Annotated in this window: 15 protein-coding genes; 2 read left to right on the top strand and 13 right to left on the bottom strand. The window is 47.3% G+C overall.

What is annotated here, in order from left to right; all coding sequences use genetic code 11:
- Positions 1-26: 26 nt before the first annotated feature.
- The 13 genes from lpxA to rpsB form a co-directional block, all read right to left on the bottom strand.
- Positions 27-797 carry an acyl-ACP--UDP-N-acetylglucosamine O-acyltransferase gene (gene lpxA, locus MHM89_RS00670; protein WP_239407828.1) on the bottom strand — a complete coding sequence of 257 codons (771 nt, stop codon included), beginning with the start codon at positions 795-797 and terminating at the stop codon, positions 27-29.
- Between the two features lie 2 nt (positions 798-799).
- The gene (gene fabZ / locus MHM89_RS00665) at positions 800-1,252 is read right to left on the bottom strand and encodes a 3-hydroxyacyl-ACP dehydratase FabZ (RefSeq protein WP_022946765.1); all 453 of its coding nucleotides are present in this window, start codon (positions 1,250-1,252) and stop codon (positions 800-802) included.
- 21 nt (positions 1,253-1,273) lie between these two features.
- The gene (gene lpxD / locus MHM89_RS00660) at positions 1,274-2,299 is read right to left on the bottom strand and encodes a UDP-3-O-(3-hydroxymyristoyl)glucosamine N-acyltransferase (protein ID WP_172972741.1); all 1,026 of its coding nucleotides are present in this window, start codon (positions 2,297-2,299) and stop codon (positions 1,274-1,276) included.
- Entirely contained in the window at positions 2,299-2,817 is a 519-nt protein-coding gene (locus MHM89_RS00655; RefSeq protein ID WP_022946763.1) for an OmpH family outer membrane protein, read from the bottom strand. The genes lpxD and MHM89_RS00655 overlap by 1 nt, the downstream gene beginning before the upstream one ends.
- Positions 2,818-2,834: 17 nt before the next feature.
- Positions 2,835-5,306, bottom strand: coding sequence for an outer membrane protein assembly factor BamA (gene bamA / locus MHM89_RS00650; RefSeq protein WP_022946762.1), 2,472 nt, complete (start codon positions 5,304-5,306; stop codon positions 2,835-2,837).
- 202 nt (positions 5,307-5,508) lie between these two features.
- Positions 5,509-6,861 (bottom strand): sigma E protease regulator RseP, encoded by a 1,353-nt coding sequence (gene rseP, locus MHM89_RS00645; RefSeq protein WP_022946760.1) that lies wholly within the window; start codon positions 6,859-6,861, stop codon positions 5,509-5,511.
- Positions 6,854-8,059: a 1-deoxy-D-xylulose-5-phosphate reductoisomerase gene (gene ispC, locus MHM89_RS00640; RefSeq protein WP_239407827.1), complete on the bottom strand. Its 1,206-nt coding sequence runs from the start codon at positions 8,057-8,059 to the stop codon at positions 6,854-6,856. The genes rseP and ispC overlap by 8 nt, the downstream gene beginning before the upstream one ends.
- On the bottom strand, positions 8,056-8,922 hold the full coding sequence (locus MHM89_RS00635; protein WP_022946758.1) for a phosphatidate cytidylyltransferase: 867 nt from the start codon (positions 8,920-8,922) through the stop codon (positions 8,056-8,058). Before MHM89_RS00635 ends, ispC begins: the two co-directional genes overlap by 4 nt.
- 16 nt (positions 8,923-8,938) lie before the next feature.
- On the bottom strand, positions 8,939-9,724 hold the full coding sequence (gene uppS, locus MHM89_RS00630; protein ID WP_022946757.1) for a polyprenyl diphosphate synthase: 786 nt from the start codon (positions 9,722-9,724) through the stop codon (positions 8,939-8,941).
- Positions 9,725-9,805: 81 nt separating this feature from the next.
- Complete coding sequence (gene frr, locus MHM89_RS00625; protein WP_022946756.1) at positions 9,806-10,363, bottom strand: ribosome recycling factor; 558 nt, start codon at positions 10,361-10,363, stop codon at positions 9,806-9,808.
- A gap of 13 nt (positions 10,364-10,376) precedes the next feature.
- Entirely contained in the window at positions 10,377-11,123 is a 747-nt protein-coding gene (gene pyrH / locus MHM89_RS00620; RefSeq protein ID WP_026111378.1) for a UMP kinase, read from the bottom strand.
- A gap of 211 nt (positions 11,124-11,334) precedes the next feature.
- Entirely contained in the window at positions 11,335-12,186 is an 852-nt protein-coding gene (gene tsf / locus MHM89_RS00615) for a translation elongation factor Ts (RefSeq protein ID WP_022946754.1), read from the bottom strand.
- Positions 12,187-12,297: 111 nt separating this feature from the next.
- Positions 12,298-13,026, bottom strand: a complete 729-nt coding sequence (gene rpsB / locus MHM89_RS00610; protein ID WP_022946753.1) for a 30S ribosomal protein S2 — start codon at positions 13,024-13,026, stop codon at positions 12,298-12,300.
- A 304-nt stretch (positions 13,027-13,330) separates the two neighbouring features.
- Here rpsB and map point away from each other — a divergent pair, with 304 nt between their 5' ends.
- Entirely contained in the window at positions 13,331-14,119 is a 789-nt protein-coding gene (gene map / locus MHM89_RS00605) for a type I methionyl aminopeptidase (RefSeq protein WP_022946752.1), read from the top strand.
- Positions 14,120-14,137: 18 nt separating this feature from the next.
- Complete coding sequence (gene glnD / locus MHM89_RS00600) at positions 14,138-16,768, top strand: [protein-PII] uridylyltransferase (RefSeq protein ID WP_022946751.1); 2,631 nt, start codon at positions 14,138-14,140, stop codon at positions 16,766-16,768.
- Positions 16,769-16,775: the final 7 nt, after the last annotated feature.

Here is a 16,775-nt window from a genome sequence, read left to right as displayed (position 1 = left end):
TTTATTATTCACTCAAAATATCGAGTCTAGCGAATGATACCGCGTTCAGACTGTTGAACGAGGTCAATCATTGGCTGAATGGCTGGAAATTGCTGCGCATCTTCAGTTAATTGGGCCACGGCTTCATCGGCTTTTAAACCTTTACGGAACAAGGTTTTGTACGCACGGCGAAGGGCCATAATCTCATCAGCCTCAAAACCACGACGCTTGAGTCCTTCAGTATTAATTGCCACAGGGCGTGCCGGCGTGCCAATGGTGGTAACATACGGCGGCACATCTTGGTTCACCCCAGAGTACATACCGATAAAGGCATGATCGCCTACTTTGCAAAACTGATGTACACCCGAGTTGCCAGCCAAAATAACCCAATTGCCGATATGCACATGCCCCGCCACACTGGCATTGTTGGCAAAAATAACGTTATCACCAATCACGGCATCGTGAGCAACATGGGTATAAGCCATAAATAAGTTGTTGCTACCGATTTTGGTAATCCCCTGGTCCTGAATGGTACCACGGTGGATGGTGGCACATTCGCGGATCACATTGTTGTCACCAATAATCAGCTGCGTTGGTTCATCCTTGTACTTTTTATCTTGGCAGGCCTCGCCAACCGATGCGAATTGATAGATGTGGTTGTTTTGGCCTAAAGTAGATGGCCCTTTAACTACCACATGCGACTCAATAATTGTCCCTGCACCGATTTCTACATCATTGCCGATGTAGCTGTATGGACCTACTTGCACATCGTCGGCAAGCTTTGCGCCCGGTTCGATAATTGCGGTCGGATGAATCACGATTAAAACTCTCTTCTAGCACACATCAATTCGGCGCTGCACACGACTTTATCGTCGACGCGTGCTTCGCCATAAAACTTCCATAAATTGCGACGCTCTTTTAAAAACTCAACATGCAAATGCATGGTATCGCCAGGCCCTACTGGGTGCTTAAAGCGTGCATTATCAATAGCTGCAAACAAGTATAGCTCATTGTCACCGCGATTTTCCGTGGTTTTAAAGCCGAGTAAACCAGTTGCTTGGGCTAGGGCCTCGAGAATCATCACCCCGGGGAATATGGGCTGATCGGGAAAGTGGCCGGTAAAAATCGGTTCATTCACGGTCACATTCTTAATCGCATGCAAACGCTCACCGGGCGTGTAATCAATAACACGATCAACGAGCAGCATAGGGTAACGATGGGGTAGCAGGCTTAATATTTCTTGAATATCAAAGCTATTTAACTGATTAGCCAACTTATTTTCCTTAAAACTAATTTACTCTTGCGACTTCAGCTGCGCTTCAATGGACTTGATACGCTTGTGCATGTCACCAATATTTCGTAAGTGCGCGATGGTGCGGCGCCACTCTTTGTTTTTGCTATGCGGAACACCAGATGAATAAATACCAGGCTCATTAATGCCACTGGTAACCATATTCATACCGGTTAGCACCACTTTGTCGCAAATTTCCACGTGACCGGTAATGGCGCTTAGGCCACCAATTTGGCAATAACGGCCAATTTTAGTACTGCCTGCAACCACGGTACAACCAGCGATAGCGGTCCCTTCACAAATCTCAACGTTATGTGCTATCTGGCATTGGTTGTCGATAATCACATTGTCGTGGATAAGGGTGTCGTCAATGGCACCTCGGTCGATGGTGGTGCTGGCACCAATCTCAACACGGTCGCCGATTATAACAGATCCAAGCTGCGGGATCTTAACCCATTGCCCTTGTTCGTTGGCATAGCCAAAACCATCGGCACCCACCACGGTATTTGCTTGAATCAAGCACTGCGCACCTATATTCACTTCGTGGTAAACAGTGACGTTATTCCATAACTTAGTACCTGCGCCAATACGCGCATTAGCACCTATAAAGCAATGACTGCCTATTTGAGCATGTTCGCCAATGTGAGCACCGGCTTCAACAACCACGAAAGGGCCAATGTTGGCGCTCTCACTGACTGTTGCTTCACTGCTTATCACCGCACTGGGGTGCACCCCCTGTGCTGCTGCCGGCGTAGTGTCTAATAGCTGTGCTAACTTGGCATAGGCGACATAAGGATCGGCACAGATAACCTTGTTGCCATCATAATGCTCGGCATCATCCGCACTGAGGATCACCGCACCAGCTTGGGTGGTGTTCAGCGCACTACGGTACTTTTTATTGGCGAGGAAACTGATATGTTTAGGGCCTGCTTTTTCCAGTGTTTGAATACCGTCAATCTGCAGGCCCTGGTCACCAACTAGCTCAGCACCTAAGTGCTGAGCAATGTTCGCTAGTGTTGTTGTCATTATTACTTCTTACTAACAGCGTCGATAACGTCTTCAGATAGGTCGGTCACTTCACTTGGGTTGAAGTAGATAGTGCCATCTTTCACTTTAACTTCGTCAAAATCGCCTTCTTTGGCTACTTCTTGAATCGCTGCTACGATAGTTTGCTGCAATTTGCCTAGCTCTTGGTTTTGGCGACGCTTGATCTCTTGCTCAAGCGGGCGACCTTTCTCCATTAGTTGCTTTTGCATACCTTGGATCTTCGCACGCAGCTCTTGCTTCTGCTCATCGCTCATCACCGTACCTTCACGCTGGAACTTCTCAGTTTCAAAGCGGATGTCGCCTTGTAGCTTTTCTAGTTCCTGACGACGCTCAGCAAATTCGCTTTGCAAGGTCTTCTCAATGGCTGCGGTTTGCGGTACTTGCGCATAGATTGTTTGCATATCAACAATGCCCACTTTGTGCGCCAAAGCGCTCATTGAAGTACCCATTGTTAGTGCAGCGAGTACCGCCATAGCCGTACTTTTAAATAATTTTTTCACAAAAAACTCCTTAAGAATTAGAAAGTATTACTGATGTTAAAGCTAATGGTCTTGGTATCATCATCTTCTTGTTCTTTCAACGGATACGCAAAACTAATCAACATCGGCCCCATAGGTGAAATCCACTGAATGGATAGACCTGTCGACACCCTAAAGCGTGACGGATCTGAATAGTCATCTAAGCGAGCACGTTCATCAGGTTGTAAATTTTGATAACGATCTACGTTAAACTCAGTATCCCATACGTTAGCTGCGTCAACAAAGAAGCTGGTACGTACGGAACTGGTATTTTCCTCGTCCAAGAATGGCGTTGGCACAATCATTTCCATACCAGCCACAGCCTTGGCGTTACCACCAATACGCCCAGCAAGGCGCAAGGTGTCGAACTCTTCTGCCCCACCGATACTGCCAGCTGGCGTGCCATCTGGCAAGGTGGTGCCAGGAATGTTCTGAGGTGCTCTTACCACTGCGCGCGGTAAGATGGTGTTTCTATCGAATCCACGAAGCTCTTGTTCCGTGATTCGGAAGAATTCTTGCACTGGTAATACTTGGTCAAAGCCGTTGGTAGAGCCATAACCATTACCATAGCCTAACGCCGCACGGGTTGAGAATACCCAGCGATGGTCATTACTGATAGGCCAGTAAAAACGCGAGTTATAGTTCACTTTGTAGTAGTTAAGGTCAGAGTTCGGCGTGGTTGCCGTTAAGTTAAGCGACTGACGTGAACCCGCTGTTGGGAATAACCCTCGGTTCACGGTCACCCGTGACCAACCGGTTGAGAGCTCAAATTTAGTGAACTCAAAACCCGCATCCGGATTTTCAGGATCTAAGAAGGTCTCACGCAACACTCGAGTTTGCTCGTATTCGGCTAAGTCTGAGAGCTCTTCTTCAATCCAACGAATACCGAAATTAACTCGGTTATTGGCATTAATTGGGAAACCAATGTTGGTACCAAGGCCATAACTCTTTGACTTATAGTCAATCAAGCTGAACTCACTGGCATCGTAGTTACGATAGAAAATGCTTGAACCCTGAGATACCCCATCTGGTGTGAAATATGGGTCGGTGTAGGACAAGCTCACACTTTCGGAGCCGCGCGAGGTGTTGATATTAAACGACACCTGGTTACCTGACCCTAGGAAATTTGACTCACTGACACCAATGTTAAATTGCAGACCGTAATAAGAACCATAAGCCAGACCGGCGGTGAAGCTACCTGCTGACTGCTCTTTTACGGTGAAATCAACATCGACTTCATCATCAATACCGGGCACCGGGGTAACATCAAATTCAACACTTTCCATGTAAGGAAGACGCTGAATTTGAAGCTTTGAGCGCTCTAGGTTTTGGTTTGATAACCACGCACCTTCAAGCTGCGTCATTTCCCGGCGCAATACTTCGTCAGCGGTGTTTTGGTTACCAGAAATATCGATACGGCGCACATAAACACGTTTGCCAGGGTCAACTGACAAGGTTAATTGCACCTCTTTATTTTCATCGTCGATTTCAGGGATGGTACGCACTTCAGCATTGGCATATCCAAAACGGGCTAAAAAGCTCTTAATGAATTCTTCTGAAGACGTCACCACCGAGCCATTATACAACTCACCTGTTTTGAGCGGGATAACGCTTTTAATTAACTCTTCACGGCCTAACAAGTCGCCGATGAAATCAAAGCCTTTGACCATGTACTGCTCACCCTCGGTGACGTTCGCAGTGACATAGACTGATTCACGCTCGGGGCTCACTGATACTTGGGTTGAGTCAATATTAAAGCGCAGGTAACCACGGTCGAGGTAATAACTGCGGATTTTCTCCAAGTCCCCTTCAATGGTTTGCTTTTGGTAGCGATCCGACGACATGAACATGTACCAAGGCAAATCTTGCTTAGACTCTGCGAGGTTCAGTAGTTCTTCATCAGGGAATAACTCGTTACCGACGATGTTAATCTGGCGAATTGAAGCGGCATCACCTTCATCGAAGTTTAACTTTAAGCGAACCCGGTTACGTGGTAGGCGAGTGATTTCAAGGTCGATTTTGGCGTTGTACTTACCAATACTGTGGAAGAAGTCGATTAGCCCCTTCTCAACACTATCAAGCACGGTTCTGTCGAGTGGCTCGCCTTGGCGGATATTTTGTTGATTCAAGCTCTCACTAAGCTGCTCGTCTTTAATATCTTTGTTGCCATCGAATTCGATAGAGCTGATCGTGGGTCGCTCGGTCACTTTGAACACGATGCGTTCACCATCACGATACGCTTCGATATCATCGAAGTGACCAGACTTGTAAAGCGACTTGATGGTTTTTGACACAGTGTAGGTGTCTACCTGATCGCCAACGTTAATTGGAATGTGTGTCAGCGCTGCACCGAGTGCAACACGCTGCAACCCTTCTACTTTTAAATCTTCTACGATAAAGGATTCTTGGCCTAGGGCTGCAAAGCTTGCCCCTAATAAACTCGTAACTGCCAAATGTTTTTTTATAGCCATTTTATTATCTTTGTCCTTTACTACAGTGTCTTCACCCAGCTCACCCTCATTCCCGTTTTGCGCACGGCTGGCTGGGTGAGTAGGCCGTTGGCTGCATCATTGGCTGCCATCTTATCATTGCTGTTTGGCTTACACAGCTGTTTCTTTATACATCACGCTCAAAAAACACGCAGTTGACGCGTTAAGCGGATGGTGTACCTGTTTACAATCTTGCTATGTCGTTCAGTAATGCAAACGCGGTAAGCGCTAACAACAACATGGCACCGATGCGAAAGCCAATTTCTTGTGTCTTTTCAGAGACTGGCTTTTTACGAATTAGTTCAATTACGTAATACATTAAATGCCCGCCGTCTAACACCGGCAAGGGGAGCAAATTAAACACCCCTAGGCTGACGCTGATTAACGCTAAAAAGCTCAAAAAGGCAACGAAGCCGTAGCTTACGCTAGTTCCAGCCCCGACTGCAATGCCCACCGGGCCACTGATATTTTTGATTGACACTTGCCCGGTGACTAAATTAGCTATCATCTCAAAGCTCAGGCTAATCATTTGCCATGTTTTTGCCACGCCCAGGCCAGCTGCATCAATCACGTTGTAGCTGCGTGTTGAAATGGCCTCTTCTGGCCAAGGCTCAACTACCGGCACCACTCCCAAGTAACCTCGAGAGAAGCCATCTTCAGTAGGCTTATTAGCTGGGGTAATGGTCACATCAAGGCCTTGGGCACCGCGCATAACATAAAAGTTCAATGCTTGCCCTGCTGAGCGCTCAATACGATTGACCAGGGCCTGCCAACTTTTGATAAGCTCACCCTCAACACTGACCAACACATCGCCCTCTTTGAGTCCTGCACTGTGTGCTGGCGAGTCCGGAGCAACCATCGCAAGCGTCAGCGTTGCATCGGGTCGGTACGGCTTAATACCTATCGACGTCAGTGGCGACTCATCGCGCTGCTGCAGCGTCCAGCCTTGTAAATTTAAGGTGCGCACTGCCTGAGAACCAGACTCAGCTTGCACTTTGACATTCACCTCGTCATCCCCTAGGTGCTGCATCAATGCTAATGTGACTTCTTGCCAATCTTGAGTTTGTTTGCCATCAATAGTCAGCAATTGTTCGCCCGCCTGCAGACCCGCCGCTTCAGCACGGCTTTGCTCTGTCACATCACCGACGATGGGCTTGACTGACTGCACGCCGATGACATACATCAACGACAACGCAAAGATTGCAAATAGGAAGTTGGCCAGTGGGCCGGCACTGACAATAGCAATACGCCAATACACTGATTTGCTGTTGAAGGATAAATGCTTTTGTTCTTGCGGTACGTCATCCACTCGTTCATCGAGCATTTTCACGTAACCGCCCAGGGGGATCATTGCCAGCACATATTCGGTGCCATATTTATCATGCCAGCGTACCAGTGGCTTGCCAAAGCCAATAGAAAAGCGGAGCACTTTAACGCCCGCTTTGCGCGCCACCCAAAAGTGGCCATATTCATGAACGGTAACCAAAATGCCCAGAGCGAGAATAAACGAGCCTAGGTGCCACACAAATTCAAACATCAACCGCCCTCTTTGTAATTAATTGCTGCGCCGTTGTTCGTGCATCCGCATCACAAGCCAACACGCCCTCGAGACTGGCATCATACGTAAGCGTCAGCGCTGATAAAGTGTCAGCATTAATACTGTAGATATCAGGAAAACGGATCTGACCGCGTAAAAACGCCGCCACGGCCTCTTCATTGGCAGCATTAATGGTGGTAGTGGCATTTTGCCCCACACGACATGCATCCATCGCCAGTTTTAAGTTGGGGTAGCGGGTAAAGTCAGGAGCGTGAAAGCTAAAGTCTTTCATTTGGCTAAAGTTTAGCGGTGCTACGCCGGCATCAATGCGCTCGGGATAAGCCATGGCATGAGCGATAGGTGTACGCATATCGGGTTGTCCCATTTGCGCAAGCACTGAGCCATCGACATACTGCACCATGGAGTGAATCATACTTTGCGGGTGGATAACCACCTCAATATCGTCGACCTCTGCGTTGAAGAGCCATTTTGCCTCAATAAATTCAAGCCCTTTATTCATCATGGTGGCGGAATCTACAGAAATCTTTTGCCCCATAGACCAATTTGGGTGGGCAACGGCTTCGGCAACAGTAATATCGTCAAAGGTCGATAATGGCCGTTCACGAAAAGGGCCACCCGAGCCGGTTAATAAAATTTTGCTCACCCCATGGTGGTGCAAGCATTGATCGCTGTGCCCTTGAATCCCAGAGGGCATGCTTTGGAAAATAGCATTGTGCTCGCTATCAATCGGCAATAGCGTCGCCCCATGCGCTTTTACTTTGTCGATAAACAGCTGCCCCGACATCACCAAGGACTCTTTATTCGCTAACAACACAATTTTGCCAGCTTCCACAGCATACAGTGTTGGTAATAGCCCAGCAGCTCCGACAATAGCAGACATCACCATATCGACCTCGCTGTCTTGGCAGGCCATAGCGAGGTCTGTTCGGTAATCAATCACCTTAGTGGGCAGCTTCAAGCGATTGAGCTCTGCTGCGAGCGCCTGATTGGCGACATCGTCACTGAGGCAAGCAAACTTTGGATTAACGCGCTGGCAATCCGCAACCATTTGCGTCACATTGCTGCCAGCGACAAGGGCGAAGACGCCATAACGCTCGCTGTTACGGCTGACAACATCCAGTGTACTTTGCCCAATTGAGCCGGTGGAGCCTAATACAGTGACCCACTTTTTGCTCATAGTGTCATGGTCCATGCGTAGAACACCACAAAAATAGGCGCGGCTGCCGTTAGGCTGTCTATACGGTCAAGAATGCCGCCATGGCCAGGGAGGCATTTACCGCTGTCTTTCATACCTGCTTCGCGTTTAAACATACTCTCAAGTAAGTCGCCAATGGCTGAAAACGCCGCCACAATCACCGCCATAGCGCCGTAGATAAGCCATAAGCTGGGGTCGATGCCATTGAAATAGCAAAATCCCACGACAAAAAGAGCAGCACTTGCGAGACCACCGACGAAGCCTTCAATTGTTTTGTTTGGGCTCACTTTAGGCATCAGCTTGTGTTTACCAAAGTTTTTACCGCAAAAATAGGCGCCGATGTCCGCGCTCCATACGATGCCGAGCACGGCAAGAATAAGAAATGAGCCAAATTGGCTGGAGTCGGTGTAATTGGCACTGCGCAATACGTTTAATGCCAGCCACAATGGAGCCAAAGTCAACAGCCCGGCCACACCGCGCATTACCAGACCTTGTGACCAAGCATCGCTGAATCTAGGATAACGAATGACCAAGATGGTGGCCACTAACCACCAGGCGAAGGATAAGGTGAACACATAATTGGCATCTGCCAGCAATTGGCCTTGCTGCCATAAACTATCGACTGGCCAATGCCACTGCATCAATGCCACCAATACGCCGACCAAGGCAACATAGCCTAGGCGCTGTACACGCTTACAAATCCCCATTAGTGCAGACCATTCATAGGCGCCTAATAAGACGATTGCGCCTGCACAATAACTAAACCAGTCTAACGGTGTTAAAAATACCAGCACCAAGGCCAGTGGCGCTAACACCAAAGACGTTAAAATTCGTTGTTTTAGCAAATGTTATACCTTCAACTTAGGGCTGAGCTGTACAGAGTAGTTGTTTTATTTGTTCACCAGTACATCCAAACCGGCGCTCTCGCGATACGTAGCAAGCGATCGCGTCAGCAAAAGCCGACTCGTTAAAGTCTGGCCACAACGTCGGCGTAAAATAAAGCTCAGCATAGGCCGCCTGCCAAAGTAAAAAATTGCTGATGCGTAAATCACCACCAGTGCGGATCAATAAATCCAGCTCACTTTGTTCATTAAGACTAATATGCTTTGCCAACGAATGCTCGTCAATGTCATCCGCTGATAATTCGCCTGCTTGTACTTGCTTCGCTAACTGTTGTGCGGCGTACCCTATATCCCATCGGCCCCCATAATTGGCGGCGATATTTAAGCGTAACCCGGTGTTTTCAGCAGTTAGTGACTCAGCTGCAGCTATTTTTTCTTGTAACTTGTTAGAAAAGCGACTCATGTCGCCAATTATGGATAATTTAACGTTATTTTTATGGAGTTTTTTAACTTCGCGGCCCAGTACCATCATGAATAGCTCCATGAGCGTGCTGACCTCTTCCTCAGGACGACGCCAGTTCTCGCTGCTAAAGGCAAACAGAGTCAACGACTCGATACCTAGCTTAGAGCAAAATTTCACTGCATCTTTAACCGCATCAACACCCTTCTTATGTCCGTACACACGAGGACGCCCTTGCGCCTGTGCCCAGCGGCCATTGCCATCCATGATAATCGCGACATGTTTAGGTAGCGATTGTTGTGCTATTTGCTGTGCGTCTAAAGCCATAAAACTCACATTATCCACAAAAAAACGCCGCCTAGTATACCCTAGACGGCGTTACAAGCCTAATGGCAATTTATGAGCAATATGCCCATAAATTGGGCGTTAGATTTCCATCAATTCTTCTTCTTTAGCGCTTAGTTGCGCGTCCATTTCTTTGATGTACTTATCTGTTAGCTTCTGAATTTCATCTTCGCTTTGGTGCGCTTCATCTTCAGAAATATCTTTGTCTTTTAGCAAGGCTTTAATTTCACTGTTCGCGTCACGACGGATATTACGCACAGCTACGCGGCCGCTCTCTACTTCACCACGCACGACCTTGATAAGGTCTTTACGACGCTCTTCCGTAAGTGGAGGAAGTGGTACCCGAATAACCGTGCCAGCTGCAGCTGGGTTAAGGCCCAAATCAGAGGTCATGATCGCTTTTTCTACTGCCTGCGCTAACGATTTGTCAAATACGCTGATAGCCAATGTACGTGAATCTTCAACTGTTACGTTAGCCACTTGGTTAAGCGGAGTATCGGCGCCGTAATAAGAGACAGTAATGCCGTCAAGTAATGCTGGGTGAGCACGACCGGTACGGATTTTAGATAGTTGGCTGCCTAGAGCAGCGACACTTTTTTGCATGCGCTCTTGCGCACTTTTTTTAATATCGTTTATCACGCTAGTATCCTACTTATTTTGTCTCGCTTGAGGCTTCTGAGGAAATTAAAGTTCCCTCTTCTTCACCCATGATCACGCGCTTAAGCGCGCCAGGTTTATTCATATTAAAGACGCTGATAGGCATTTTGTGGTCGCGGGCCAAAGTAAATGCCGCTAAGTCCATCACCTTCAACTCTTTTTCAATAATTTCATTATAGGCAAGATGGCGATAAAGCGTGGCATCTGGGTTTTTCACTGGGTCATCACTGAATACCCCGTCCACTTTAGTGGCTTTAATCACGGTATCTGCTTCAATTTCAATGCCACGTAAACAGGCTGCTGAGTCTGTGGTAAAGAAAGGATTACCTGTGCCCGCCGAGAAGATAACGACACGGCCAGACTTCAACAGGCTGATAGCTTCTGCCCAGTTATAGGCGTCACATACACCGTTTAAAGGAATCGCCGACATGAGGCGAGCATTTACAAATGCACGGTGAAGTGCATCACGCATCGCTAAGCCATTCATCACTGTGGCCAGCATCCCCATGTGGTCACCAACAACACGGTTCATACCCGCCTCTGCTAACGAGCCACCGCGTAAAAAGTTACCACCACCGATCACCAAACCCACTTCTACGTCGAGTTCTACCAGCTCTTTAATTTCTTGAGCCATACGATCTAAGACTTTCGGGTCTATACCAAAGCCTTCATCTCCCATCAGTGCTTCACCACTGAGCTTGAGAAGAACACGTCTAAAAATAGGTTTGCGATTAATATTCATATTTTCCTGGCCAATAACGAATTGAGATAAAAAATAACCGCGCCTATGTGAGTACATAAGAGCGCGGTTATTCTAATTAATTTTGCTGTCTGACGCAAAAGCAAATCATCGCTTCAACCCCGTAAATAGAGGGATAAACCCGCTACCCGCGAAGCCTTGAACAAGTTGCTTATAATGCCAACACAACATGGTTAAATTCCAACCTAAGCGATTACTCGCCTTTTGCAGCAGCTACTTGAGCCGCAACTTCTGCAGCGAAGTCTTCTTCTTTCTTCTCGATACCTTCACCCACTTCTAGGCGCTTGAAGGTTGCAACAGAACCGCCACGCTCTTTAAGCATTTCACCAACAGTTTGCTTTGGTTCCATGATGAAAGCTTGACCAGTTAGTGAGATCTCACCGGTGAATTTCTTCATACGGCCAGTAACCATTTTTTCAGCGATTTCAGCAGGCTTGCCTTCGTTCATCGCGATCTCAACTTGTACTGCTTTTTCTTTTTCAACTACGTCTGCTGGTACGTCTTCAGGGTTAACGTAGTCAGGCTTAGAAGCGGCAACGTGCATAGCAACGTGCTTAAGCGTTTCTGCGTCTGCATCACCGGCAACAACAACACCGATGCGCTCGCCGTGACGGTAAGAAGCCAGGTTTGCACCTTCGATGTACTCAACACGACGGATGTTCATGTTTTCACCGATTTTAGCAACTAGCGCTACGCGGTCTTCTTCGAACTTAGCTTGAAGCTCTTCAATGCTTAGTTTTTCAGCAATTGCAGCGTCCGCTACTGTGTTAGCGAAACCTAGGAAGCTGTCGTCTTTAGCAACGAAGTCTGTTTGACAGTTAACTTCAACAAGCGCAGCAACACCATCAGCTTCTTTGATGATGATAGTACCTTCGGCAGCGATGTTACCTGCTTTTTTAGCAGCTTTCGCTTGACCGTTTTTACGCATGTTTTCGATTGCTGCATCGATGTCACCGTTGGTTTCAGTCAATGCTTTTTTACAATCCATCATGCCAGCGCCAGTGCGCTCGCGTAATTCTTTTACTAGGGCAGCAGTTACAGCCATGGGAATTTCCTCAAATCAATGTGTTAGAGCAAGTGACCAAGGTCACTTTGAAATAAGAATATCAAGTCTTCATCGCACTAGGATGAAGACTTGATGACAAGCGAGTTGCAATTACTCAGCGGCAACGAAATCGTCTTTTTCAGCTTGCACTGCGATGTTGCTTTCACGACCTTCAACAACTGCATCAGCAACTGCGTTAGTGTAAAGCTGGATCGCACGGATTGCATCGTCGTTACCAGGAACAACGTAGTCAACACCGTCTGGGTTAGAGTTAGTATCAACGATAGATACTACTGGGATGCCCAGGTTGTTTGCTTCTTTAATCGCGATGTGTTCGTGGTCTGCATCAATAATGAAAAGCGCGTCAGGAAGACCGCCCATATTTTTGATACCGCCAAGGCCTTTTTCAAGCTTAGCCATTTCACGAGTAAGCATTAACGCTTCTTTCTTAGTTAGCTTCTCAAACGTGCCGTCTTGGCTTTGAGTCTCAAGATCTTTAAGACGCTTGATTGACTGGCGAACAGTTTTCCAGTTAGTCAACATACCACCTAACCAACGGTGATTTACGTAGAACTGGTCACATTTAACTGCCGCTTCTTTTACTGCTTCGCTTGCAGCGCGCTTAGTACCAACGAAAAGGATTTTGCCTTTGTTAGACGCTACGTTTGACAGGTAAGTCAACGCGTCGTTAAACATAGGTACAGTTTGCTCAAGGTTGATGATATGAACTTTGTTGCGAGCACCGAAGATGAACGGCTTCATCTTAGGGTTCCAGTAACGAGCTTGGTGACCGAAGTGTACACCCGCCTTAAGCATATCGCGCATTGAAACGTTTGCCATGGTATTTTTTCCTCTAATGTTTAGGGTTAGGCCTCCACATATCCCATAGCACCAACACCTTGGAAGTTATTCCGCGATGCACCCAAGTGTATGTGTCGATATGTGTGTGTGTTAATATTAAATGGTTATGTGTCTTCGTTACAGATAAAGCACTTCACTGTTATAGGTGAACACCAACAACAAGCAAGTGATTTTAATTTGTAAAAAGACGGCGCGCTTTATACCATATTGGCCGTGAAGACTCAATCTTTTGTGCACTATTTGTGCGCACTTAACTTATTTAAAGAACACAATTGGAGCATCAATGACTGCAGTGATCAAAACCCCGGAAGAAATCGAAAAAATGCGCGTAGCCGGCCGTTTGGCCGCAGACGTATTGGAAATGATAGGCCCACATGTCAAGCCTGGGGTGACCACTGATGAGCTCAACACCCTATGCCATAACTACATTGTTGACGAGCAAGGGGCTATTCCGGCGCCGTTAAATTATCATGGTTTCCCAAAATCAATTTGTACTTCGGTTAACCATGTTATTTGTCATGGCATCCCCAACGACAAACCATTAAAAGAAGGCGATATCATTAATATCGATGTCACCGTGATTAAAGATGGTTACCACGGCGATACCTCAAAAATGTTTCATGTAGGCCAGCCAACTATTCAAGGTAAGCGCCTGTGTGAGATTACCCAACAGAGCTTGTATCTGGCCATAAAAATGGTGAAGCCTGGCGTGCGTTTAGGCGATATCGGTGCCGCCATTCAAAAATACGCAGAAGGCTTTAGCTACTCGATTGTGCGCGAATACTGTGGCCACGGTATAGGTAAAGAGTTTCATGAAGAGCCGCAAGTCATGCACTATGGTCGCCCAGGCACCGGTGAGACTCTCAAAGCCGGTATGTGCTTAACCATTGAGCCCATGGTCAATGCTGGCAAACGCCAATGTAAGCTGCTCAAAGACGAGTGGACGGTGATCACTAAAGACCGTAGCCTATCAGCACAATGGGAGCACACTTTGTTGGTGACCGACAATGGCGTAGAAGTACTAACCCTACGCAGCGATGAAGAGCTTCCTCGCGTGATTGAACACAGCTAATTAAAAAGGGGCAAACCTGTGGCCTTACCGAATAAATTAAAAGACCTGCTTGAGCAGGCTGACGAGTTGGAAGAATATAAGGCCTGTAGCCAATACTTTTATAAGTGGCTGGGCAACCAATTTGATAAACAACCGGTAGGGTCACTCATCCGTGCGCGCGCGGAATATATCGACCGCTTATTGATCAAGCTGTTTCACTGCTGCAACCTTGCCCATGAGCCTGAGCTGGCTTTGGTTGCCGTAGGCGGCTACGGCCGAGGAGAGCTACACCCCTACTCCGATATCGACTTTCTGTTGCTGGTTAGCGAAGAGCCCAACGCCGAGCTGCGTGAAAAAATAGGCCAGTTTGTGACCCTGCTGTGGGATCTGAATTTGGAAATTGGCCACAGTGTACGCACCATAGAGCAAGTGATTGAGCAAAAGCGTGAAGATGTCAGTTTTTCCACAAGCTTACTCGAAAGCCGCCTTATCTTTGGTAACCATATCGAGTTTGAAAAGCTCAAACAGCATATTTTACAAACCCCGGTGTGGCGCTCTGACGAGTTTTTTATTGCAAAGCGCCAAGAGCAAGACCTGCGACACCGAAAGTGCCATGGCACCGCCTACAATCTCGAGCCGAACATCAAAGAGAACCCGGGCGGTCTGCGTGATTTACAAACCATCATTTGGGTGGCGAAAAAACACTTTCATGCCGAAACCTTAGAAGAGCTCATCAACCATGGTTACCTCACCCATGAGGAGTACCAAGAGCTGCTCGAGTGCTTAGAAAACTTGTGGAATATTCGTTTTGCTCTGCATTTGGCCGCCGAGCGCAGCGAGAATCGTCTGTTGTTCGACTACCAGCCCCATGCCGCAGAAATACTTGGCTTTGGTAGTGATGGTAAAGCCTCGGTCGAGCGTATGATGAAGCGCTTATTTCGGATTATGAGTCGGGTCCGTGAACTCAACCAAATGCTGCTGTCTTATTTTGAACAATCCATTTTACCGGATCACCGGGATTTACCGGTGGTTGAATTGGACCGCAGTTTTGAGCGCATTGGTCATCAAATTCGCGTTAAAAACCCTTCCGTGTTTTTCCGCCGCGATCAGCTGTTAGTGCTGTTCGAGCACATCGCCAGTAACCCGCAAATCACTCATATTTACCCCAGCACCATTCGCACTATGCGCCAAGTCCGTCGGCGTCTACTTGGTGACTTGCAAGATTATGCCGCCTGTCGCGATGCATTTTTACGCCTAATAAAACACCCCAACGGCATGGGCCGCGCGTTCACCTTAATGCACAAACACGGCATCATTGCTGCGTATCTACCCCAGTGGCGTAATATTTTCGGACAAATGCAGTTCGACTTATTTCACGCTTACACCGTCGATGAGCATACTCATAAACTGATTAACAACATCTATCAGTACAGTGATAAATCCAAGGTCAGCGACTTCCCCTTGTGCAGTGAGATTGTCACCCGCATGGATAAGCCGGAACTGTTATATCTTGCGGCTATTTTTCACGATATAGCCAAAGGTCGCGGCGGCGATCACTCCGAACTCGGAGCAGTCGATGCGCTTGCATTCGCCAAGCTGCACCGCCTACCTACATCCGACGGTAAATTGATTGCTTGGTTGGTGGAAAACCACTTATTAATGTCGGTCACGGCGCAGCGCAAGGATATTAACGACCCAGATGTGATCAATGAGTTCGCTTCTAAAGTAAAAAATGAGCGCCAGCTGGACTACCTCTATTGCCTAACTGTGGCCGATATTCGTGCCACCAACGATAACCTGTGGAATGATTGGAAAAACACCCTGCTGCGCGAGCTGTATTTGCATACTCAGCGGGCATTGCGCTTAGGGCTAGAAAACCCCATGGATATGCGCGACCAAATTCGTGATAAGAAGCAACAAGCTAAGCAGCGGTTAATCAATCTAGGGTATGATGAGAGTCACATCGACTTGCTTTGGAGCCGCTTTAAAGCCAATTATTTCACCGCCTTTAGTGAACAGCAAATTTCTTGGCACTGTGAACACTTACTCAATGCACAGGACTTATCCGCACCAAGTGTCACCGTTTCCGATTGTGCAATGCATGGCGGCACGCAGGTTTTTGCCTATAGCCCTTATACCGGCGGCTTATTCGCACGTTTAGTTAGCGTCATTGGCTCTAAAAAAGCACAGATTCAGCACGCTCAAGTAATGACCACCAAAGATGGCTATGTCATTTTCAGTTTTGTTGTTCTTGAGGTGAATGGCGAGCCGTTGAGTAAAAGTCGCGGCAACGGCATGCGCCGTGCCCTTGAGCAAATAATGCAGGATCCGAAGAAGAAGATCCGGATCAAGAAAAATCGCTCGCAACGTTTTAAAGACTTTAATATTAAACCAAAAATTGTATTGCGGCCGCACGCACGCAAAGACCGTAGTTTAATTGAAATACAAGCGGTGGATATTCCTGGCCTGTTAACAAAAATAGCGCAGGTTTTTCAGCGCCATCGCTTACACATACACGCCGCCCGCATTACCACTGTGGGTGAGCGCGCAGAAGACTTTTTTGTCGTCTCAAATAATGATTACCAAGCTCTGACGGATGAAGAACAAGTTAAAATCCATCAGGCACTTCGGAAAAAACTAAATGCCGATAATGAAGCGACCACCGCTTAATCGGCTC

This window comes from Pseudoalteromonas sp. CNC9-20, assembly GCF_022347875.1.
Taxonomy (GTDB): Bacteria; Pseudomonadota; Gammaproteobacteria; order Enterobacterales; family Alteromonadaceae; genus Pseudoalteromonas; species Pseudoalteromonas ruthenica.
This window is presented reverse-complemented; position numbering and strand designations above follow the sequence as displayed.